This window comes from Sorangium sp. So ce887, from assembly GCF_051521455.1.
Taxonomy (GTDB): Bacteria; Myxococcota_A; Polyangia; order Polyangiales; family Polyangiaceae; genus Sorangium.
Genome location: NZ_CP150354.1, coordinates 11,389,747 through 11,409,733, shown reverse-complemented (window position 1 = coordinate 11,409,733; position 19,987 = coordinate 11,389,747). Strand labels below are relative to the sequence as shown.

The 19,987-nt window shown below is 72.7% G+C and carries 18 protein-coding genes; 9 read left to right on the top strand and 9 right to left on the bottom strand.

What is annotated here, in order from left to right; translation table 11 throughout:
- Positions 1–158: 158 nt before the first annotated feature.
- Positions 159–1,628 carry a hypothetical protein gene (locus WMF36_RS42820; protein ID WP_437576620.1) on the bottom strand — a complete coding sequence of 490 codons (1,470 nt, stop codon included), beginning with the start codon at positions 1,626–1,628 and terminating at the stop codon, positions 159–161.
- The gene (gene rpe, locus WMF36_RS42815) at positions 1,625–2,338 is read right to left on the bottom strand and encodes a ribulose-phosphate 3-epimerase (RefSeq protein ID WP_437576619.1); all 714 of its coding nucleotides are present in this window, start codon (positions 2,336–2,338) and stop codon (positions 1,625–1,627) included. The genes WMF36_RS42820 and rpe overlap by 4 nt, the downstream gene beginning before the upstream one ends.
- 168 nt (positions 2,339–2,506) lie before the next feature.
- On the opposite strand from rpe, the gene WMF36_RS42810 reads away from it, so the two are divergent.
- Both WMF36_RS42810 and WMF36_RS42805 read left to right on the top strand, forming a co-directional pair.
- A complete protein-coding gene (locus tag WMF36_RS42810) occupies positions 2,507–2,941 on the top strand; it encodes an N-acetyltransferase family protein (RefSeq protein WP_437576618.1) in 435 nt (144 codons plus the stop codon).
- A 297-nt stretch (positions 2,942–3,238) separates the two neighbouring features.
- Complete coding sequence (locus WMF36_RS42805; protein ID WP_437576617.1) at positions 3,239–3,742, top strand: cyclic nucleotide-binding domain-containing protein; 504 nt, start codon at positions 3,239–3,241, stop codon at positions 3,740–3,742.
- 195 nt (positions 3,743–3,937) lie between these two features.
- On the opposite strand, the gene WMF36_RS42800 is transcribed toward WMF36_RS42805, so the two are convergent.
- Complete coding sequence (locus WMF36_RS42800) at positions 3,938–4,381, bottom strand: hypothetical protein (protein ID WP_437576616.1); 444 nt, start codon at positions 4,379–4,381, stop codon at positions 3,938–3,940.
- Positions 4,382–5,243: 862 nt separating this feature from the next.
- Between WMF36_RS42800 and WMF36_RS42795 the strand changes: the two genes are divergently transcribed.
- From WMF36_RS42795 to WMF36_RS42785, 3 genes are all read left to right on the top strand, one after another.
- The gene (locus tag WMF36_RS42795; RefSeq protein ID WP_437576615.1) at positions 5,244–5,942 is read left to right on the top strand and encodes a YggS family pyridoxal phosphate-dependent enzyme; all 699 of its coding nucleotides are present in this window, start codon (positions 5,244–5,246) and stop codon (positions 5,940–5,942) included.
- A gap of 156 nt (positions 5,943–6,098) precedes the next feature.
- A complete protein-coding gene (locus WMF36_RS42790) occupies positions 6,099–6,746 on the top strand; it encodes a TlpA family protein disulfide reductase (protein ID WP_437576614.1) in 648 nt (215 codons plus the stop codon).
- The gene (locus WMF36_RS42785) at positions 6,743–8,137 is read left to right on the top strand and encodes a replication-associated recombination protein A (RefSeq protein WP_437576613.1); all 1,395 of its coding nucleotides are present in this window, start codon (positions 6,743–6,745) and stop codon (positions 8,135–8,137) included. The genes WMF36_RS42790 and WMF36_RS42785 overlap by 4 nt, the downstream gene beginning before the upstream one ends.
- A 42-nt stretch (positions 8,138–8,179) precedes the next feature.
- On the opposite strand, the gene WMF36_RS42780 is transcribed toward WMF36_RS42785, so the two are convergent.
- Both WMF36_RS42780 and hpt read right to left on the bottom strand, forming a co-directional pair.
- Positions 8,180–8,497 (bottom strand): tetratricopeptide repeat protein, encoded by a 318-nt coding sequence (locus WMF36_RS42780; RefSeq protein ID WP_437483107.1) that lies wholly within the window; start codon positions 8,495–8,497, stop codon positions 8,180–8,182.
- Entirely contained in the window at positions 8,494–9,015 is a 522-nt protein-coding gene (gene hpt, locus WMF36_RS42775; RefSeq protein ID WP_437576612.1) for a hypoxanthine phosphoribosyltransferase, read from the bottom strand. The genes WMF36_RS42780 and hpt overlap by 4 nt, the downstream gene beginning before the upstream one ends.
- Before the next feature lie 152 nt (positions 9,016–9,167).
- Here hpt and WMF36_RS42770 point away from each other — a divergent pair, with 152 nt between their 5' ends.
- A complete protein-coding gene (locus WMF36_RS42770) occupies positions 9,168–9,623 on the top strand; it encodes an acyl-CoA thioesterase (RefSeq protein ID WP_437576611.1) in 456 nt (151 codons plus the stop codon).
- Between the two features lie 10 nt (positions 9,624–9,633).
- Here the strand turns inward: WMF36_RS42770 and WMF36_RS42765 are convergent, their stop codons facing one another.
- The gene (locus WMF36_RS42765; RefSeq protein WP_437576610.1) at positions 9,634–10,938 is read right to left on the bottom strand and encodes a hypothetical protein; all 1,305 of its coding nucleotides are present in this window, start codon (positions 10,936–10,938) and stop codon (positions 9,634–9,636) included.
- The gene (locus tag WMF36_RS42760) at positions 10,935–11,690 is read right to left on the bottom strand and encodes an HAD family hydrolase (protein WP_437576609.1); all 756 of its coding nucleotides are present in this window, start codon (positions 11,688–11,690) and stop codon (positions 10,935–10,937) included. Before WMF36_RS42760 ends, WMF36_RS42765 begins: the two co-directional genes overlap by 4 nt.
- A gap of 216 nt (positions 11,691–11,906) precedes the next feature.
- Here WMF36_RS42760 and WMF36_RS42755 point away from each other — a divergent pair, with 216 nt between their 5' ends.
- The gene (locus tag WMF36_RS42755) at positions 11,907–12,299 is read left to right on the top strand and encodes a hypothetical protein (RefSeq protein ID WP_437576608.1); all 393 of its coding nucleotides are present in this window, start codon (positions 11,907–11,909) and stop codon (positions 12,297–12,299) included.
- A gap of 90 nt (positions 12,300–12,389) precedes the next feature.
- Here WMF36_RS42755 and WMF36_RS42750 read toward each other — a convergent pair whose 3' ends face one another.
- Entirely contained in the window at positions 12,390–15,365 is a 2,976-nt protein-coding gene (locus WMF36_RS42750; RefSeq protein ID WP_437576607.1) for a carboxypeptidase regulatory-like domain-containing protein, read from the bottom strand.
- A gap of 91 nt (positions 15,366–15,456) precedes the next feature.
- A complete protein-coding gene (locus tag WMF36_RS42745) occupies positions 15,457–16,719 on the bottom strand; it encodes a LeuA family protein (RefSeq protein ID WP_437576606.1) in 1,263 nt (420 codons plus the stop codon).
- Positions 16,720–17,113: 394 nt separating this feature from the next.
- Between WMF36_RS42745 and WMF36_RS42740 the strand changes: the two genes are divergently transcribed.
- Both WMF36_RS42740 and WMF36_RS42735 read left to right on the top strand, forming a co-directional pair.
- Positions 17,114–19,396, top strand: coding sequence for a heme lyase CcmF/NrfE family subunit (locus tag WMF36_RS42740; RefSeq protein WP_437576605.1), 2,283 nt, complete (start codon positions 17,114–17,116; stop codon positions 19,394–19,396).
- Positions 19,393–19,962, top strand: coding sequence for a cytochrome c-type biogenesis protein CcmH (locus WMF36_RS42735; RefSeq protein ID WP_437576604.1), 570 nt, complete (start codon positions 19,393–19,395; stop codon positions 19,960–19,962). Before WMF36_RS42740 ends, WMF36_RS42735 begins: the two co-directional genes overlap by 4 nt.
- Positions 19,963–19,987 lie beyond the last annotated feature (25 nt).

Genomic DNA, 19,987 nt, shown 5'->3' with positions numbered 1-19,987 from the left:
CTTCATCCGTCTGCGGCTGCGATCCGGGCGGACGACAGACGTCGCGAGCTCCTCGCGAAGGCGCTCGCTGAGGGTGTCGACCTCCGGGCCTGTGCGGCGCAACGGACGTACCGGGGCGCCGCTCGACGTTGCCCAGCCCGCATTCGTGAGCGGATCCGCTACTTCCGTCCCTGGCTCTCCGCCCCCGCTCCCCCCGTCGCCTTCCCCCCAACCCCGCCCTTCATCACCTCCGCCAGCCACGTCTTCGCCCCCGCGCACGTCCCCACCGCGCTGGCCTCCCCTGCCCCGCGCCGCTCGTACGGCCCCGCGACGACCGCCACGTCGCCCCCGCGCGCCGTCCACGCGATCGGCCCGAGCGACGCGCGCTGCTGGCACGTCTTCCCGAAGCGGCGCTCGAGCACCTTCCCCGCCTCCGCCGCGTCGCCCGCGCTGTCGAACCGCAGCCGCCACGCGAGCGCGAACGCGCGCCGCGTCGGGTCCTTCGGATCGTCCCGCTGCACCACCGCAACCCGGTCCCCGCCCCACCCGGCCGCCGCGCCGATGGCCGCCTCGCGGTGCGCATACGCGGCGAACGCGATGCGCAGCGCCTGCTCGCCCATCACGTCGTCGAACACGACGCGGAACCCTGGACCGAGCGCCGCGGCGGTCGGGACCGCCACCTCGACGGCGGGCTCGCGCGCGGCGAGCTTCTCGGGGTGCAGCAGCTGCTCGGTCGTCTCCGGCAGCGCGCGCCAGACCGCGTCCACGGAGGGCCAGCCGCCATCCCGGCGCAGCGCCTGCACGAACGCGAAGCCGTCCGTGTACGGCGCGCCCAGCGACTCCTGCAGCACGAGCGGCGTATCGCCCACGGACGACAGCGCCGTCGACATCGCCACGAGCTTCCGGAGTGTCGACTCGTCCATCTGGAACGCCGAGCCGACAAGCACATCGAACATCGCGCTCATCGCCTCGCCCTCGACGAGCGCGTGCGTGGCCGCCAGGCGATCGCTGTCGCCGGGCCTGAAGCGAAGGAGCTTCCCCAGCGAGAAGCTCTGGTCCTGGAGCGCATGGACGAGCTCGTGCGCCAGCGTCTCCTCGGCCTCGGTCTCGCTGAGATCGTCGACGAGGTACATCGTCGCGTCGTCCGGCTCGTAGAAGCCCGCGATGCGCCCCTCGAGCAGGCGGTACATCCCGGCGGTGAAGTCGTAGTCGGCCGGGATGAGCTCGAGCGCCGCGAGCACCTCGCGCTGATGATCCAGCACGCCCTCGGGGATCTCGCGCTCCACGTGCGCGCGCACCCGCGCCAGGATCTCGCCGCGGGTGAGCACGCGGCTCCGCACCTCGCGGAGCACGGGCAGGCCGCGCGCCTTCGCCAGGCGGGCGAGCACGCGCGCGATCTCCTCCTTGGTCAGCCGGGCCGCATCGTCGTCGACCTCGCCCTCGCCGACCGGATTGGCGCCCCCGGCCGGCGGGAGCGCGGCCGAACCCGCGGGGCGCGCCGTGTCCGGGGCCGGCGCGCGTGGCGGCGCCACAGGCGCAGCCGGCTGCGCGCAGCCGGCCAGCACCGCCGCCCCGACGAGCGCCGCCGCCGCGCACGCCGTCGCCCTCGCCGCGGCCCTCACCGCCGCGGGGGCGTTGCGCCGGATCAAAGCTGCTCCCCGGCGGGCGCGCGGATCGCCCGGATCGCCTCCGCATACCGCGCCACACGCGCGTCGAACGACAGCTGCTCGCCAGGCGCCGCGGCGCCGAACACGGCCGAGCCGGCGACGAGCGCCGTCGCCCCGGCGGCGATGATCTGCCCGGACGTCGACGGCGCGACGCCGCCGTCGACCTCGAGCGCGATGTCGAGGCCCGCCTGATCGATCGCCTGACGCAGGCTCCGCAGCTTGGGGAGCGTCGCCGGGATGAACCGCTGGCCACCGAACCCGGGGTTGACGCTCATCACCAGCACCAGATCCAGGTCGGGCAGCACGTGCCGGATCGACTCTTCCGAGGTGTGAGGGTTCAGCACGACGCCGGGGCGCGCTCCTGCGTCCCGGATCTGCTGGATCGTCCGGTGCAGGTGCGGCGACGCCTCCACGTGGACCGAGATCCGATCGGCGCCGGCGACCGCGAACTCGTCGACGTAGCGCTCGGGCTCGACGATCATCAGGTGCACATCGAGAGGAAGACGCGTCGCGGCGCGAACCGCGCGAACGATGAGCGGTCCGATCGTAATGTTTGGCACAAACCGGCCATCCATCACATCGACGTGAATCCAGTCGGCGCCGGCGGCCTCGGCGGCTCGCACTTCCTCCGCGAGACGACCGAAGTCAGCCGACAGGATCGACGGAGCGACGATGATTTTGTCGTGACGCACGCGGTAGCGCTAGCAGGCGTGACGCGCGGCGGCTAGCCGGGCATCACGAGCGTGCTTACGAGGAGGCCGGCGCGGCTGCTAGGCTGCGCAGGTCTGCGCGAGATGTTCGTGCCATCCGCGGCGTGCAGATCGAAAGCTGGATCCCGAACCGTTCGAGTGAGGTGATGCATGGAGACACGGCCGCTGACGAAGCCCGACTACGACCGGATCGTGGGTGAGATCGATCGGTGGTGGGCAGGCCCAACCAGCGCGCTCGCGCACCCGATCTACTTCTACGAGCTCGGGCGCCTTGCCCGCGTCGTCGAGGATCACGGGTTGCTTGTCGGCTTCCTGCTCGGGTTCAGGTGCCCGGACGCGGCGATCGGGTACGTGCACCTCGTCGGCATTCACCCCGACTACCGCCGCCGCGGCGTCGGCAGGATGCTCTATGCAGCGTTCGAGGAGGACTGCCGCCGCGAGGGTTGCCGGCAGCTCAAGGCGATCACGACCCTGGGCAACGAGGGCTCCGTGCGCTTCCACGCGGCGGTCGGCTGGTCGGCGGCCGAGGTCGAGGACTACGCCGGGCCTGGGCGCCCGCGGATCGTGTTCACCAAGGATCTCTAGTGCGGCTCACGCCAGGTGCGCCCGGCGGCAGCGCGACCGCAAGGCGGGTGCACGGCTCGGAGCGACGTGACCGAGGGGACGGGGCTCGGGGGGCGCATCCCGCGGCGACGAGACGGCCGGGGAGCCGGCAGGATGTCGCGAGGGCGAGCGTTGACGTCCTCATGTTGCGGCGTACGCTCTCGGTGGGTACATCGGCTCGGGGCCGCGAGGTGGAGCGATGCGAGTAGGCGGGCATGTTCGCGAGGTGTTGGTGGGCGTTGTCGGGTCGGCCGCCGCGGTCGCCCGCGGTGCAACCCCGTGAGCCACAACGCTGACTTGATCGCGCAGCTGCGCGAGATCGGCCTGTTCGGCGGCCTGGGCGATCACGTCCTCCATGGACTCGCCGACTCGCTGGAGCTGCTCGAGCTGCAGCCGGGGGCCGTCGCCTTTCGCGAGGGCGACAGCGGCCGCGAGATGTTCGTGCTGCTCGCAGGGGAGATGGAAGTGCTCAAGCGGTCGAAGCGGGATGTCGACGCGCGGATCGCGGTCCTGGGGCCGAGCGACTGGTTCGGCGAGATGTCGATCCTCGACGTGATGCCGCGCTCGGCGACCGTGCGAGCCATCGCCCCGTCGCGTTTGATGCGCATCACCGCTCACGATCTCGACGCGCTCTACCGGCGCGATCTCAAGTCGTACACCCTCCTGGTGCTGAACATTGCGCGCGAGATGTCGCGCCGCCTTCGCGTGGCGGACAGCCTCCTCGCCGAGCTCGTCGCGAACATGCTCGACGAGTACACGCGGCCACGGCGACCTGGGATCTGAGCCGCGCGCTCGCGGCGTCGAGCCGCGAGCTCGCGGCGTCGCAGGGCGGAGCTGACGGCGTGCGGCCGCGGCTGAGGGCGCGGGGAGAACGTTTCACGAGCCCGCTGCCGGGCGTACCTCGGAGCTCAGCGCCGCCGCCAAGCTACGAGGCTGCGTCGAGCGCTCGGCGTCGTGGCACCTGGCCCATCCGTCGCCTCACGCGCCGCCCTGGCCAAGCGCGCCACCGGCGCCGGCTTCGCCGCCCGCGCCGCCGGTACCCCCCGCGCCGGCGTCGCCGCCCGCGCCGTCCTCGCCGCCCGCGCCACCGGTGCCGTCCTCGCCGCCTCCGCCACCGGCGCCGCCTCCGCCATCCGCACCGGCGTGGCCGCCCGAATTGGTCGCGCCGCCGGCGCCGGATGCACCCGTGCTACCGGCACCGGTTGAACCAGCGTTGCCCGTGCCGGCCTCGCCGGCGATGGGGCCGCCCCCGTTGCCGTCACTCCCATCGGGGTCGTCTTCGGTGCGTCCCCCTCCGGCCCCGGTCGCGCCGAGGTCATCGCAGTCCGCGCATCCGATACCCGAGAGGGGAGGCTCGGGCTGCGGGTTGAAGCCACAGCCCGAGAGCACCACCCCGAACAAAAGGACGACAAGCTTGCGCATAAGCTCTCTCCTCATAGCACCCTGCGCAGTCCCCTGCCGCTTGCGCAGCGCCCTCGTCCGCGGGAGCGCGGCGTCGAGCGCGATGAGCCGTCTGCTGTCGCTCGCGCCTGCCACCCGGCTGGCGCCGCCGTCAAGGTCGGGCGGCGCGGTTGCTCAGCCGCAGTCCACACCTCCAGCGCCCCCTTCGCCGCAGGGCTCGGCGCCCTCACCGCCCGCGCCGCCCTCACCGCCAGAGCCGCCCCCGCCGCCAGAGCCGCCCTCACCGCCAGAGCCGCCCCCACCAGAGCCGCCCTCACCGCCAGAGCCGCCCTCTCCAGAGCCGCCCTCACCGCCAGAGCCGCCCTCACCAGAGCCGCCCGCGCCGCCAGAGCCGCCCTCACCGACCGCGCCGCCAGAGCCGCCCGTGCCGCCCGTGCTGGTGCTGGTACCCACGGCGCCGGAGCCGCCCCCGCCTCCGGCGCCCGATGGCTCGGGAAAGCCAGCCCCAGTGCCTGCGTCACCGGCACCTGCACCCGTGCTGCCGGCTCCGGTGGCGGTAGACCCCGGCGGATCGGGGTCCTGCTCCTGAAACGGCGGTTCGGGCTGCGGGTTGAACGTGCATCCAACCGCGATGAGCAGGGTAGACAACAGCAGGCTTCGCATGGCGGGTACGCACGCGTATGGCAATCCACGTGCCACGAGAAAATCCCTGGATGCACTGCGATCCGGCGGTGATTGACGCGGTCCTCAGGCACACTCTGGCACGCCGCCCGGGCGGGTGGATCCGACACCTTGCGCCGGCCTCCGCCACGGCCCGCACTGCCGTGTCCGGTGCAGCGGCGCGCCCTCGTGTCCGCAGCGGCAGCTCGCGGTATCGTGCGGCGTGATTTCTGAAGACCTGGAGAACATCGCACCGCGGCTCGAAGAGGTACGGCGCCGGATCGCAGGCGCCGCGGCGCGCGCCGGGCGGGACCCCGAGGAGGTCCGGCTCATCGCTGTGTCCAAGGGAAAGCCCGCGGAGGCCATCCGCGCCGCCTATGCCGCCGGGCAGCGTGATTTCGGCGAGAGCTACGCGCAGGAGCTCGTCGAGAAGGCCGAGGCGCTCGCCGACCTCGACGGGCTCGTGTGGCACGCCATCGGCCGGCTCCAGAGGAACAAGGCGAAGCACGTCGCGCGCGTCGCGCAGGTCGTGCACTCCGTCGATCGCGAGGACCTCGCCGTCGAGCTCGACAGGCGCGCGGCCGCGCTCAACCGGACGGTCGACGTCCTGCTCGAGGTCAACGTCGGCGGCGAGGCCTCGAAGGGCGGCTGTGCGCCCGGCGATCTCGCGCCGCTCGTCGGCGCGGTGGCCCGGTGCGCGCACCTCCGGCCGGTCGGCCTCATGACCATCGCGCCGTTCCTCGACGACCCGGCCGACGTCCTCCCGTTCTTCGCGCAGCTGCGCGCCCTGCGGGACGCGCACGGCGGCCAGGCCGCGCTGCCCGAGCTCTCGATGGGCATGTCGCACGATTTCGAGGCAGCCATCGCCGAGGGCGCCACGCTCGTCCGCGTCGGCACCGCCATCTTCGGAGCCCGCGGATAGCGCCGCCGCGCCGCGCCCGGCGCAACCCCGGCGCGGCGCGCCGGCCCCTCGGGCGGGTTCCCCGCGCCCGCCGCGGCGGCCTCATTCCGCCGACCACGCGCTCTTTTTCCTCCTGCGCCCCTCGGACAAGGCGCGCCGGGACGTTAAACTCCCCGCGTGTTGCAGGCGAAGGCGGCGAGCAAGCCCTCCTCGGTCAGCGGCGGCGTCCGCGCGACGCGCGCGGCGACGGCGTGGCCCGCGCTGTCGCGCCTCCGCTCGGCCGTCCGTATCGGCGCCCTCGCGAGCGCTGCGGCCTGCGCGCCGCTCGTGCTCGGGTGCGGGCCGGGCGCGATGCCTGCCTCGGTGCGCCACCCGCTCGTGGGCAGCGCCGCGCCGGAGTTCCACGCGGAGTCGACGGCGGCGGTCACCGTGGGCGTGCCCGGCACCCGGAGGACGCGGGTCACCGTGATCGACTTCTGGGCGTCCTGGTGCGCGTCGTGCAGCCGGACCATGCCGGCGCTCGACAAGCTCTGGCGCGACCGCAAGGCGGACGGGGTGGCGATGATCGGCGTGAACGTCGACGCCTCGGAGGCCGCCGCCGAGGCGGCCGCGTACGAGCTCGGCGCGACGTTCCCCATCGTCGCGGACCTCGATCAGCGGCTCAGCGGGACCTACGGCGTCGCGCAGGTCCCCCTCACGTTCGTGGTCGACGGCGCGGGCACGGTGCGCTGGGTCGGGCGCGATCCGGCGAGCGCGCGCCGCGCCGTGGAGGTCCTGCTCTCGGAACGGGCCTCCGACGCGCGCGCGCGGTCGGCCTTCGAATGAGCGCGCCCCGCGGCGGGGGAGGCGGCGGCGCGCGGCGGCGACCCGCGGGCGACGAGCCGACCCTCTTCGACGCCGCCCGGCAGCGCGATCCGGAGCTCCGGGCCACGGTGCCCCTCGCCGAGCGCATGCGCCCGCGCTCGCTCGCGGACATGATCGGCCAGGGCCACCTCCTCGGCGAGGGCAAGCTGCTCGCGCGCGCGATCACCGCCGACCGGATCCCCTCGATGATCCTGTGGGGCCCGCCGGGCGCCGGCAAGACGACGCTGGCGCGCGTCGTCGCGCACACGACGAACGCCCGCTTCGTCCCCTTCAACGCCGTGCTGGGCGGCGTGCCGGAGCTCCGCGAGATCCTCGCCCAGGCGCGCACCGCGCGCTCGTACGAGAGCAAGCGCACGATCCTGTTCGTCGACGAGATCCACCGCTTCAACAAGGCCCAGCAGGACGCGTTCCTCCCGCACGTCGAGGACGGGACGATCACCCTGATCGGGGCGACCACCGAGAACCCTTCGTTCGCGGTGAACGCGCCGCTCCTCTCCCGCTGCAAGGTCTTCCGCCTCCAGGGCCTCGACGCCCCGGAGCTCGTCGAGCTCCTGCGCCGCGCCATCGACTCGCCCACCGGGCTCGCCGGCGCGGTCGCGGCCGACGACGACGCGCTCTCGGCGATCGCGGCGCTCGCGCAGGGCGACGCGCGCAGGGCGCTCACCACGCTGGAGGTCGCCGCGGACGAGGCGGTGCGCGCGGGCGCCGCCACGATCACGCGCGAGCTCATCGCCGGCGCGAGCGAGCACAAGACGCTGCTCTACGACAAGGCCGGCGAGGAGCACTACAACGTCATCAGCGCCTTCATCAAGTCGATGCGCGGCTCCGATCCGGACGCCGCCGTCTACTGGCTGATGCGCATGATCGAGGCCGGCGACGACCCGCTCTTCCTGCTGCGCCGGATGATGATCTTCGCCTCCGAGGACATCGGCAACGCCGACCCGCGCGCCCTGGAGGTCGCCGTCGCGGCGGACGCCGCGTTCCGGCGGATGGGGATGCCGGAGGGCCTCTACCCGCTCACGCAGGCGGCGCTGTACCTCGCCACGGCCCCGAAATCGAACGCGTGCAAGTCGGCCTGGCAGTCGGCGCAGGCCGCCGTACGCGAGCACGGCGCGCTGCCGGTCCCGCTCACGCTGCGCAACGCCGTCACGCGGCTGATGCGCGACGAGGGCTACGGCGAGGGCTACCGCTACGCGCACGACGAGCCGGGCGGCGTCGCGGTGGGCGAGGCCTACCTGCCCGAGCCGATCGCCGGCAGCCGGTTCTACGAGCCGACCGACCGCGGCTACGAGCGGACGATCGGCGAGCGCCTCCGCCGGATCCGCGGCGAGGGCGGGGGAGAGGGCGGCTGACGCGCGGCGCGATCCCCGCCGCGCGCCGCCTCCCTCATGGCGTCACGCGTCGCCGTCGCCCTCGAGCGCCTGCTGGAGCTCGCTCAGCGCGTGCTGATCTCCCTTGCTGCGCGCGACCCCGATGCCGTCGCTCAGCCAGGAGCGCCCCTCGTCGCGGCGGCCTGCCTTCACCAGCATCGTCCCGCACATGAGGTACATCGGCACGTAGCTCGGGTCGATCGCCCGGAGCGCGCCGAACGTGGCGAGCGCCTCGTCATGGCGTCCCTGCCCCGCGTACTCCAGCGCGAGCGCGTACCAGTGGAATGGATCCTTCGACCCGCCCTGGGTCATCTTCTCGAGCATCAGCAGCCGCTTGCTCACGTCGCCTCCACAACACCGATGAACGGCAGGTTTCGATAGCGCTCGGCCCAGTCGAGCCCGTAGCCGACGACGAACTTGTCCTCGATCGTGAAGCCCAGATAGTCGATCGGCACCTCGACCCGCGCGCGGGCCGGCTTGTGCAGGAGCGCGCAGACCTTCACGCTGTTCGGCATCCTCGTACGGAAGAGCTGGAGCAGGTGCGAGATCGTGAGGCCCGTATCGACGATGTCCTCGATGAGGAGGATGTCCTCGCCCTCGATCGGGCGCGTCAGGTCCTGCGTGATCTGGACGACGCCGGTGGAGGCCGTGCCCTCGCCGTAGCTGCGCACGCCGAGGAACTCGATGCGCACCGGGAGGTCGATGTGGCGCGCGATGTCGGCGGTGAACACGAAGCTCCCCTTGAGCACCGAGACGAGCACGAGCCGCCGCTCCGCGTAGTCGCTGGTGATCTGCGCGCCGAGCTCGCGCACGCGGGCGCCGATCTGCTCGGCGGACAGGAGCGTCCGGACGTTCGCCATGGCGCCCGCTAGCATCGCGGCGCCCCCGCCACCAGCGCCGAGGCGCATCCCTCGCCCTGCGCGCCGCCGGCGTTCCCCATCGCGCGCGTTCCAGGCCGCGCGGCCGCTCCGCCGCCCGGGTCGAAAGTGGGTTAACCTAGGCGCCTCCCGCGATGCCGCCCCTTCCTCCGCTTCCTCCGCCCGATGCGCCGCCGCACCTCACCTCACGCACCCCGCTGGCCGTCCGCTTCTGCGAGACGGATCTGATGGGCATCGTCCACCACGCGAACTATCTCGTCTACCTGGAGGCTGGCCGCATCGACTGGCTGCAGCGCCGCGGGATCTCCTACGAGGAGATGGTCCGGCGCGACCTTCACCTCGCTGTCGCGGAGCTGCGGATCAAGTACCGCCAGGCGGCGCGGTTCGGCGACAACCTCGTGGTCGAGACGACCTGCCGCGAGATCCACAGGGTGACCGCGCGCTTCAGCTACCGCGTCCTCCGGGGCGAGGAGGTGATCTGCGACGGCGACATCCTCCTCGCGTGCCTCGGCTCGAGCCTCACGCTGACCCGGATCCCGGACGACATCTCCGCGCTCCTGTCGAGCCCCGAGACGACGACCGGCAGCTAGCGGCGGCCGCTCAGCCGCCGTCCGCCGCGCCTGCGTCGGTCCCGCTGCGCACGAGGCGCGCCGGCATCTCGACGGTCTGCGGCGGCTCGATGCTCTCGCCGAGGAACGTGCGCCACTGGACGACGTAGCGCCCGCGCAGGGGCCCGGCGACGTAGCGCTCGCTCATCGGAGGCACCGCGACCGCGGGGATGCCGTCGACGAGCAGGTAGAACAGCGCGTCGGTCTGATTGACCGCGACGAAGCCCTCGCCGGGCGCGCCCGGGTCGACGCTCGCGGGCAGCGGGAGCGGCTCTGCCCGGATGGCCGCGAGCTCGTCGCGCGTCAGGAAGACGCCGCCCTGCGCCGACGGGAGCCCCGCGGCGGCGTACGCCGCGCTCGGGGGCGGCATGAGCATGTCGGTCGAGATCAGGTCGGTGCGCCGGTCGACCGACGTGACCTCGAACGCGACGCCGCCGCCGCTCTGCCAGGCATAGCTCGCATAGAGCGGCACCTCGCCGGCCACGCACTCGGGCGACTTCGGGTCGACGCCGAGGATCTCCAGCAGCGCCCGGCAGAGCAGGGGCCCCCCTTCGCCGGCCTCGGGCACCCTGCCGAGCTCGAGGTACAGCGCGCCGAGGCTCGCGTGCATCTCGATCTTGCGGACGTCGATCTCGAGCCGCTTGCCTTCGCCGACGGGACGCGCCGAGCCGGCCGACAGCGGCGTCACGTCGACGCGCCGCTCGCCGAGGAGCGTGCGGAGCGCCCCCGGCGGCACGACCCGGTACTGGGTCAAGGCCGGCCAGAGCAGGACCTCCCCGTGGACGTCGTGGCGGGCGCGGAGCTCGGAGCCGGAGGGCAACGGGAGCGCCCGCGACGTGAACTGGACCCGCATGCGCCCCGTCTCGGCGAGATCGACCTTCCACGTCAGCTCGGTGAGCCGCTGCGCCGCGTGGATCCCGGCGGGCGCCACCTCGGGCGCCTTGGGGGGCTGCGGCACGTCGCGCCAGCGGAAGGCCGCCGCGAGCGTGACGCCCGGGAGCTCGCGGGACGAGAGCGTGTCCTCCGGCAGGGGGGTCGCGGGCGGCAGCAGCAGCGGCGACGGCTGGCTCGCCTCGGACATGATGAGCCGGCCGTAGTCGTCCGACACGAGCTTCGCGCTGGCCTCGGCCGCCGAGGCGTCGAGCAGGTCCGGCGTCTCGTTCGCGAGCGGCGCGGGGAGGATCCTCGCGTTCGGGCTCGCCCCGGCCTCCACGAGGTCGGCGGGCTGGTGGCGCGACGGCTCGCACCCGGCGGCGGCGAGCAGCAGGCCGACGGCGGCGATGCGCGCGCTGATCACGGCTCCCGCTCGAAGGTGTGGATCACCTGCACCCGCCGGTCGAGCGGCGGCGGGTCGGGCGCGTACTGCGTGTCCATGAAGACCGCGGTGCAGCGGGGATGGCAGGCCACGAGCAGGTTGCAGTTCGCCGCCTCGTTGTCGAACGCCGCGATGACGCGCCCGAGCCGGGAGAGCTGCGGGGCGACGCTCCGCTTGAACTCGGTGTCGGGCATCTCGAACCTCGGCTTCACGACGAGCTCCGTGCCGATGACCCCGATGGGGAAGCCGAGGTCGCGCAGGCTCGCGAACGAGCCGAGCGCCATGTTCGGGAGGTCGCGCCCGGTGAGGTACACGAGCGTCGCCCCCGCCGCGTGGCAGTCGCGCGCGTACTGGCTCGCGCCCGGCACCTCGACGTCGTGCCGGATGTGCGGATCGTTGAAGAAGCGGGCCTTCCAGAACTCGAAGGCGTGCAGGTGGAGCGACTCGTCGTCGACCCCGAGCCGGCGCAGGTTGTCCTGGAACCCGTACCCGATGCCCTCGGGCGCCGCGCGCTCGAGGAGGGCGGCGGCGTGCGGGTGCTTGCGGCGCCACTCCTCCGCGAGCTCGTGAAGAATGGCGACCACCCGCGGCCGGTTGTCCATGAGGGTGCCGTCGAGATCGAAGACGACCACAGGAGGCCCCTCCGACCGGTCAGCCGCCCGCTCGACGATGGAGTTCAGGAGCCGCGTCCGCTCGAGGGGGACGAGGCGCTTCTCGTAGAACAGCGTGCTCAAGGTCGTCGCGCCGCGAAGGAGCGCGTCTTCCGCGCGGCTCCTCCGGCGGAACCCTAGCGCGAACTCGCCTTCCCCAGAAGCCGCGGCATCCACCCCCCTGGCCGGAGCTCGCTATGTCCGTAAGTGTGCAGAAACATCCTACATTGTTGGCCCCGTCGTTCCGTTTTTCGTAGCATTTTCCACACCGGGGACCCCGAGACCCCCGAAGGAAGGCCCATGCAGAACCGCATCATGACCGCTCTGGCCCTGGCGATGGCGCTGACCGCTGTGTCGGGCTGCTCGAAGACCCCTCGCGATCGCCTTCAGGGGCGCTGGTATGGCGACTCCATCGAGAACGCCCCCGTGGAACAGCTCACGAAGGCGACCGGATGGGTCAAGGGGACGGCGCTCGAGTTCAACGGCAGCAAGGTCACGGTGACCGTGCCTGCGGAGACGCCGCGCAGCGGCACCTTCAAGGTGGCCAAGGCGGAGGGCGATCAGGTGACCGTCGCGTTCCTCCGTCCCGAGGGCGGGCTCGATCAAGCGGAGTTCCGCTTCGCCACAGATCACACGCTGCGCTGGGAGATCGGCGACGGCCGCGCGATCATGCTGGCCAAGGCGAAGAACTGAGATCGGGTGGCGCGCGCCGCCGCGCCGCCACGCCCCCTCCTGAGCCGCTGCCGGGCGCCTCGGCCGGTCGAGGGCCCTACCGCCGACCGCCTAGCGCCGTACCCGCTCCCTCCGCACCCGCGTGAGCCACCGCGTCTCGCCGCGCTCGCCGTCGCGCGCGAGCAGCACCACGACATCCTCCGAGAGCGGCCCGGTGAGGCGCCGCCGCGCCTCCTCGATGGATCGCACCTCGGCGCCGTTCACGGACAGGAGCCGATCGCCGGGCTCGATCCCGGCCTCCTCCGCCTCGCTCGCCGGAGGCACCGACACCACGGCCACGGTCCGGCGCTCCTCGCCGAGCGTCACCGCCAGGCTCCCCGCGCCCTTCGGGTCCTGCCGCGCGCCGCCGCCCGGCAGCGCGATCCTGACCCGGTCGGTCGTCCTGCCGGCCCGGACCTGCACCGGCTGCGACTCGGCGCGCCCGAGCTCCGCGCTGTACGCCTCGAGCACCGCCGTGCCCTCGGGCAGGCCGCCGAGCTGGAACCGCCCGTCCCGATCGGCGGTCACGACGCCCGGCGGCAGCGGGCCGAGCGGCAGGTACGTCGGCACGCGGTCGCGCGCGACGCGGGCCCCTGCGACCGGATCGCCGCGCTGATCGACGACCTGGCCGGCGACCTCTCCCGCCTCGAACAGGTCGATGCGCCCGAGGTCCGTCGGGCGATCGGGATCGCCGGCGAGGGTGACCCGCAGCGTCGCCGGCGCGAACCCGTCGCGGGTCACCGTCACGCGGAACTGGCCCGGCGCGAGGTCTCCGAGCGTGAAGGCGCCCTCCGCGTCGCTCGTGGCGCGGCGCGGCCCGGTCGGCGAGAACAGCGTGATCCGCGCGCCCTCGAGCCGCTCGCGCCCGCCGCGCCCGGTCACCGTGCCGGTCGCCTTGAGGGCGGCGCTCATCTCGAGCCGCAGCTCCTTCGGCGCGGCGTCGACCTGCTCGACGCGCGGGGACCTGCCGGAGCGCACGAGGCTGATCCGGAGCGGGAGGCCGGCGGCGTCGGGCAGCCGCGCGTCGCCGTCGTCGTCCGTGAAGAGCGTCTTGCGGAGCGGGACGGCGACGTCGAGCGAGAGGACGCGCACCTCCACGCGGTCGATCGGGTAGCCGCGATCGTCGGTGACGTGGATCGCCACCGCCTCGCGCACCTTCGGGAGGACGACCTCGATCTCCTTGCGCTCGCGCTCCGGGACCTCGACGACGAGCCGCGCCACGACGTCCCCGGGCGACTCGGGCCGGGAGACCGAGACGAGCACCTCGTCGGGGACCGCGGCGAAGGCGAACGTGCCGTCGTCCGCGGAGTACGTCACCCGCTCGAGCGAGCCGGCGGTCGCGGCCAGCTCGACGCGCGCGCCGGCGACCGGCTTGCGGTCTTCCTCGAGGACGCGGCCCTCGAGCAGGCCGCCCTGGCGCATGACCACGCGCACATGGGCCTCGCCGCCCGGCTGCAGCGTCACGATCTCGCTGGACGTCTCCACGTACTCCGGGTGGCGGACGATGGCGTGGACGCGCCCCGGGGTGACGGGCTCGGCCCGGAAGGTGCCGTCGGCGCGCGTGACCCACGGGTCGCCCGATCGCACCGCGGCGGCCGGGACGAACGCGTCGCCGCGCGGCAGATCCGGGATGGGGCCGGGCATGACCCCGAGCTCTCCCGCCGGGATCAGCGGCGCTGGACCGGGCAGGGCGCGCTCGAAGTGCTCGTCCCTGAACTCGGACATCGCGGTGGTCTCGTCGATGGGCATCCCGTCGGCGTCGGCCCCGACGATCTCCAGGGTCGCGCCCGGGACCGGGTAGCCGCGGTCGTCCACGACCTCGCCCACGAGCGCGCCGCCGCGGAGCAGCGGGATGCGGACCTCGGCGGCGCCTGCGTCGACCTGCACGGCGTTCCTCGGCACGAAGCCGGCCGCCAGGGCCGAGGCGCTCGCGTACCCCGGCGCGATGGGCCCGAGCGTCACGGACCCGTCGTCGCCCGTGCGCCCGTGCAGCGGGAACGCCGACAGGCCCTGCTCGACGAGCACGACGTTCGCGCCCTTCACGGCCGGCGCGTCCTCGCCGTCGCCGTCGGTCACGAGGAGGCGCACGTGGCGGCCGGGCCCGAGGACGAGCTTCACCTCCTTGCCCTCGCCGCGCCTCACGGGCACGGCGAGCGCGGTCGCGCTCACGGCGGCGCCGCGCCGCGCCTTGAGGTCGTACACCCCGTCGCGGAGCCCGGCGATCCTCGCGGCGCCGGTCGCGTCGGTGGTCGTGCTGCGCGCCGGCCACAGGCCGGTGCCGGCGGCGAGCACGGTCGCGCCGCCTGCGGGCTGCCCCTCCGCGTCCACCACCCGGACCGTGAGCGCGCCGAGCCGATCCATGCGGAGCCTGAGCGGCACCGGCCCGGGCACGATGCCCGTCCGCACGGTGTCCTCGAAGCCGAGCGCCGACGCGCGGACGACGTAGGGCGCCGCGCCGAGCCGCTCGAACCGCGCGCGGCCCCCCTCGGCGGTCATCGCGACGAAGGGGAGGGGATCGGCGGTCGCGACCGCGACCTCGGCGCCGTCGATCGGGCGCTCCGCCTCGTCGACGACCAGCACGTCCAGCACCTTCGCGGGCCGCAGTACGAGGTCGACGGCGCGAGGGCCCGGCTCCAGCGCGAGGCGCGTCGAGGCGCGAGCCCGCTCCGCGCCGTACGCCATGATCCACGCCTCCCCGGACGGCAGCCCGGCGAAGCGAGCCTCGCCCGCCGGATCGGTCTTCTGCTCGCCGGCGAAGTACGCCCGGTCCTCGCGCAGCGCGAAGACGCGCACCGTGGCGTCCTGGAGCGGGCGCCCCTGCTCGTCGCGCACCGTGGCGGTGAGATCGGCCGCGCGCCCTTCGACCCAGGCGGGCACCGGCGGCGCGGGGATCGACGCCTGCGGCAGGTATCGCGGGCCCAGGTCGCGCAGCGTGGTCGCGGCGAGGAAGCAGACCAGCGCGGCGATCGCGGCCAGGACGGTATCGAGCCGCGACCGGCGCTCGGGCCGGTCGGCTTCCGCTGCGGGTTGCTTGTCCTGCTCGGCCACGGCCTGGATCTCTACTCCGGATCCGCGAAAACGCCGAACCTCCGGGGACCGTTCCCGCGGGCGGAGCCCGCCCCCGGTCGATGTCGCCGGCTCAGGCCTGGCGGCCGCGGTGCTGCTCGATCACGGCCAGGATCTCCTCCTCGGCGAGGATGTGGTCCGTGGCCTTGGCCTTCACCAGGATGGCGTCGACGAGCTCCTTCGAGGGCTCGATCTTCCGCTGCCTGAGCCAGTAGTTCACGTTGGAGGCGCCGGACATGTAGCCCACGCAGATCTCCTGCTTCCGGCCGAACATGCCTGCCGGGACGCCGGAGTAGATCCGGTCGGCCATCCAGGAGTCGCCCTTCGCCTCGGCCTTGATGATGGCCGCCGCGTGCACGCCGGTGGCCGTGCGGAAGGCGTCCCGTCCGACCAGGGGGTAATTGATGGGGACCTCCCAGCCGACCGCCTGCGCGGCCGTGGTGCAGTACTCGAGGAGGTGGGTGAGGTCCTGGTGCTCGAGGAGGCCGAGGAGCTTCATGTTGAGCAGGATGAGCTCCATGGCGGCGTTGCCGACGCGCTCGCCGATGCCGAGGGCGGTGCCGTGCACCCGGTCCGCGCCGAACTGGAGCGCCCAGATCGCGTTCTCGAGCGCGAGCCCGCGGTCGTTGTGGCCGTGCCAGTCGATGCCGACCGACGCCCCGGCCCCGGCGACGATGGCGCGCGTGAAGTTGATGAGGTTGCGGACCCCGTCGGGCGTCGCGTGCCCGACGGTGTCGCACAGGCACAGCCGGGACGCGCCGTGGTCGATGGCGACCTTGAAGAGCGTCGCCAGCACCTCGGGGCGCGAGCGCGTCGTGTCTTCCGTGACGTAGGCGACGGGCAGCCCGGCCTTCACGCCCGCGTCGATCGCGTCGGCGCTGCGCTGGGCGATGAGGTCGACGTCCCACGCCTCCGCGAGCTGCCGGATCGGGCTCGATCCGATGAAGGCGTAGATCTCGACCGGGATCCCCGCGCGCTGGGAGATCTCGATCATCGGCGTGATGTCCGAGACGACCGTGCGGCCTGCGCAAGCGATACGGAGCGGCAGGTGGTTGTCTGCCACCTCCTTGCACATCCGGAGCACGTCCTCGAAGGCCCGCTGCGAGCTGCCGGGCAGGCCGACGTCGGCGATCTGGATGCCGACCTTGGCCATCAGGTGGAGCAGCTTGAGCTTGCTCTCGATGTTCGGGTCGGCGACGGAGGGATTCTGCAGACCATCGCGCAGGGTCTCGTCGAAGAAGCCGATCTCCTTCGGAATGACGCGCCCGACGCGGCCCACCTCGTTCCAGTCGTAGATGAGATCGGTCGGGCGGATAGTGGCGGCTGCGATCGCCATGCTCTGAGTATAGTGCGCCGTTCTCAACGCCGAGCCTGAAACGAAGCGCTTCCGGCGCGCTCGACATGACGCGCGGCGCAGGCCAAGACGCGGAGAACGACGCTGGTGACTCCGTGATGCATGCTCCGTCACATCGCGGTCGCGCGGAGGATCCGACCACGCCGGCCGGCGGCGACGACGAGCGCGGCCGGCGCCCGCGAGCGCGCGGGCCGGCGTCGGCGTCGGCGGGGCAGGGGTGCAGCCCCGCCAGAAAAAGCGCCGGGGCCAGGACGGGGCAGACGATCGCGAGCGCCATGCGCACAGCAGCGCGCGTTCAGCGGCGGTGAAGGCCGAATTGGTGGGTGCGGTGCGCTGGCCCTGCGCGCCTGGCAAGCCTAAGCTTGCGGCCACGACGATGTGGCAATCCCTTCCTGAGTTCGGGACCGGCGTCCTTTACGCCATTCTGGTGACCGCGGCGTATACCTTCGCCGTCGGGCTCGCGTCGGCGCGCGGGCGACCGCGGCTGCTGCAGGCGGCGCGGCTCGGCGCGTACGGCACGATCGCGCTGGTCGGCCTCGCGGTGCTCGTGCTGGCGTACGCCTTCGTCAGCCACGATTTCCGCATCGCCTACGTCGCCCAGTACAGCGACCGGTCGATGACCACGCCGTACCTCATCGCGGCGCTCTGGGGCGGGCAGGACGGCTCGCTGCTCTGGTGGATGTTCCTGACCGCGTTGTTCTCGGGAGGCTGCGTCGTCTGGCTGCAGCGCCGGTACCTGGAGCTCCAGCCCTACGTCATCGCGACGCTGATGAGCGTCCTCATCTTCTTCGCAGCGCTGATGATCTTCGCGGTGAACCCGTTCCGCACGAGCGTGGCGGGCGCCCCGATCGACGGCAACGGGCTGAATTACCAGCTGCGCAATTTCTACATGATCATCCACCCGCCGAGCCTCTACATCGGCTTCACGAGCGCGGCGGTCCCGTTCGCCTTCGCCATCGCCGCCCTCGCCACGGGCCGGCTCGACAGCGAGTGGATCGTGGCGACGCGGAAGTGGATGCTCTTCTCCTGGCTGTTCCTCTCCATCGGCAACGTGCTCGGGATGCTGTGGGCTTACGAGGAGCTCGGCTGGGGCGGCCCGTGGGCGTGGGATCCGGTCGAGAACGCCGCGTTCCTCCCGTGGCTCACGGCGAGCGCCTACGTGCACTCGACGATGATCCAGGAGCGCCGCGGCATGCTGAAGGTGTGGAACGTCTCGCTCATCTGCGGGACGTTCTTCCTCACCATCTTCGGCACCTGGCTCACGCGGTCGGGCCTCATCGCGAGCGTGCACTCCTTTGCCCAGTCCGGCATCGGCATCTGGTTCGTCGGCTTCATGGCCGTGATCCTGGCGACGTGCACCGCGCTGATCGTCTACCGCCTGCCGCGGCTGCGCAGCGACGGGCAGTTCGAGTCGCTCTTGTCGCGCGAGGCCGCGTTCCTCCTCAACAACTGGGGCCTCTTCAGCATCATGATCTTCATCGCGGTCGCGACCGTGTGGCCGCGCATCAGCGAGTGGCTGCTCGATCAGAAGTCGACGCTGGGGCCGACGTTCTACAACATGTGGCTCCCTCCGGTCGCTCTCGTCGTCTTCTTGATGATGGGCGTCGCGCCGCTGCTCGGGTGGCGGAAGACGTCGCCGGAGCTCTTCCGGAAGAGCTTCCGCTGGCCGGTGCTGGCCACGGTCGTCACGGTGGCGCTCCACCTCTCGCTCGGGAAGAAGGTGGGCTTCGCCCCGTTCGTCGCCGTGGACCCGATCTACCCCGGCCAGCTCGGCGCCGCGCTCGCGAAGCTCGCGTCGACCTACCCGTTCATCACGGTGGCGATCGCCGCGTTCAACGTCACCGTCGTCATCCAGGAGTTCGCCCGCGGCATCGCGGCGCGGCAGAAGCGCGGGGACGAGTCGCCCTTCACCTCGTTCTACAACCTGATCGCCAGGTCGCGGCGCCGCTACGGCGGCTACATCGTGCACGTCGGCATCGCGGTGATGTTCGTCGGGTTCGCCGGCCGCGCGTGGGGCGTCGACAAGGAGATCAGCCTCCGCCCGGGCGAGGCCGTGGAGATCGAGGAGTACCGCCTCGTCTACGCCGGTCCGCGCATGGAGGTCGACAGCGAGAAGCGGATGGTCTTCGCCGACCTCGACGTCGAGCGCCACGGCACGCCGGTCGGCCGGATCAGCCCGGCGAAGTACATCTACAAGGCGACCCCGGAGGCGCCGTCGACCGAGGTCGCCCGGCACATCACGCTCAAGAACGACCTCTACGTGATCATCGGGATGGCGAACCCCCAGACCAAGGTCGCTTCCTTCCAGCTGCACGTGAACAACCTGATCTCGTTCATGTGGTTCGGCGCGGGCATCCTCGTCCTCGGGGCGCTCATCGCGATGTGGCCCGACATCGTGCTCGAGGAGGCCGGCGCGTTCGGCTATGTCCGGGCGGGAGGGTCGGTCGTGGCGTCCGTCGTGTTCGCCTTCCTGCTCGCCGGAGGCCCGTCGCAGGCCTACGGACGCCCCATCCAGGAGAGGCTTGGGCCGCCAATCCTGCACGCGCCAGGCGGCGTCGACGCCCCCGCCTCCGGCGCGTCCGTTCATCCCGGGCGGGCGCCGGCGATCGGTGCAATGCTCCCGACCGCTGCCGAGCCCAGGCAGCCAGCCTTCGAATGAGCCGCACACGACACCTTATCCACGGCATCACCCTCCTCGCCGCAGGCGTCATCGCCCTCGTCGTCCTGCTGCGCTCGCCGGAGTTCGCTCACGGCCAGCAGCTCGGGGAGGGGATGCAGCGCTCGGGCACCGTCGGCATCCAGAGCGACGACGAGCGCAAGCTCTTCTGGAGCGTGATCTGCACGTGTGGCTGCCCGCGTGAGACCCTCGGGACGTGCACCTGCGCCTTCGCGCACGAGCGCCGTGATGAGCTCCGCGCGGCGCTCGCGTCGGGGCTCTCGGTGGAGGCCATCAAGGCCGCCTACGCCGAGCGCTTCGGGGCGGAGGCGCTGTCCGTACCGCCGAACAAGGGCAGCCAGCGGCTGATCTACCTCCTCCCGCTCGGCGCTATCCTGGTCGGCGCCGGTGTCGTCATCATGACGCTGCGCCGCTGGAAGCGGCGGAGCGACGAGGCGGGCGCCGCCGGCGAGCGATCCCGGAAGGGCGTTGTCCCCGGCGCGCGCGACGATTACGACGACAAGCTCGACGAGGAGCTCAAGAACCTCGACCGCGAAGACCGCGCATGAGTGCCGAAACGTCCGCCAAAAGCGC

Excerpts from the sequence above, each read along its gene's own strand:
- WMF36_RS42810 (WP_437576618.1), top strand. The coding sequence starts at position 2,507 with ATGGAGACACGGCCGCTGACGAAGCCCGACTACGACCGGATCGTGGGT.
- WMF36_RS42800 (WP_437576616.1), bottom strand. The coding sequence starts at position 4,381 with ATGCGCAAGCTTGTCGTCCTTTTGTTCGGGGTGGTGCTCTCGGGCTGT.
- WMF36_RS42785 (WP_437576613.1), top strand. The coding sequence starts at position 6,743 with ATGAGCGCGCCCCGCGGCGGGGGAGGCGGCGGCGCGCGGCGGCGACCC.
- hpt (WP_437576612.1), bottom strand. The coding sequence starts at position 9,015 with ATGGCGAACGTCCGGACGCTCCTGTCCGCCGAGCAGATCGGCGCCCGC.
- WMF36_RS42770 (WP_437576611.1), top strand. The coding sequence starts at position 9,168 with ATGCCGCCCCTTCCTCCGCTTCCTCCGCCCGATGCGCCGCCGCACCTC.
- WMF36_RS42755 (WP_437576608.1), top strand. The coding sequence starts at position 11,907 with ATGCAGAACCGCATCATGACCGCTCTGGCCCTGGCGATGGCGCTGACC.
- WMF36_RS42745 (WP_437576606.1), bottom strand. The coding sequence starts at position 16,719 with ATGGCGATCGCAGCCGCCACTATCCGCCCGACCGATCTCATCTACGAC.
- WMF36_RS42740 (WP_437576605.1), top strand. The coding sequence starts at position 17,114 with ATGTGGCAATCCCTTCCTGAGTTCGGGACCGGCGTCCTTTACGCCATT.
- WMF36_RS42735 (WP_437576604.1), top strand. The coding sequence starts at position 19,393 with ATGAGCCGCACACGACACCTTATCCACGGCATCACCCTCCTCGCCGCA.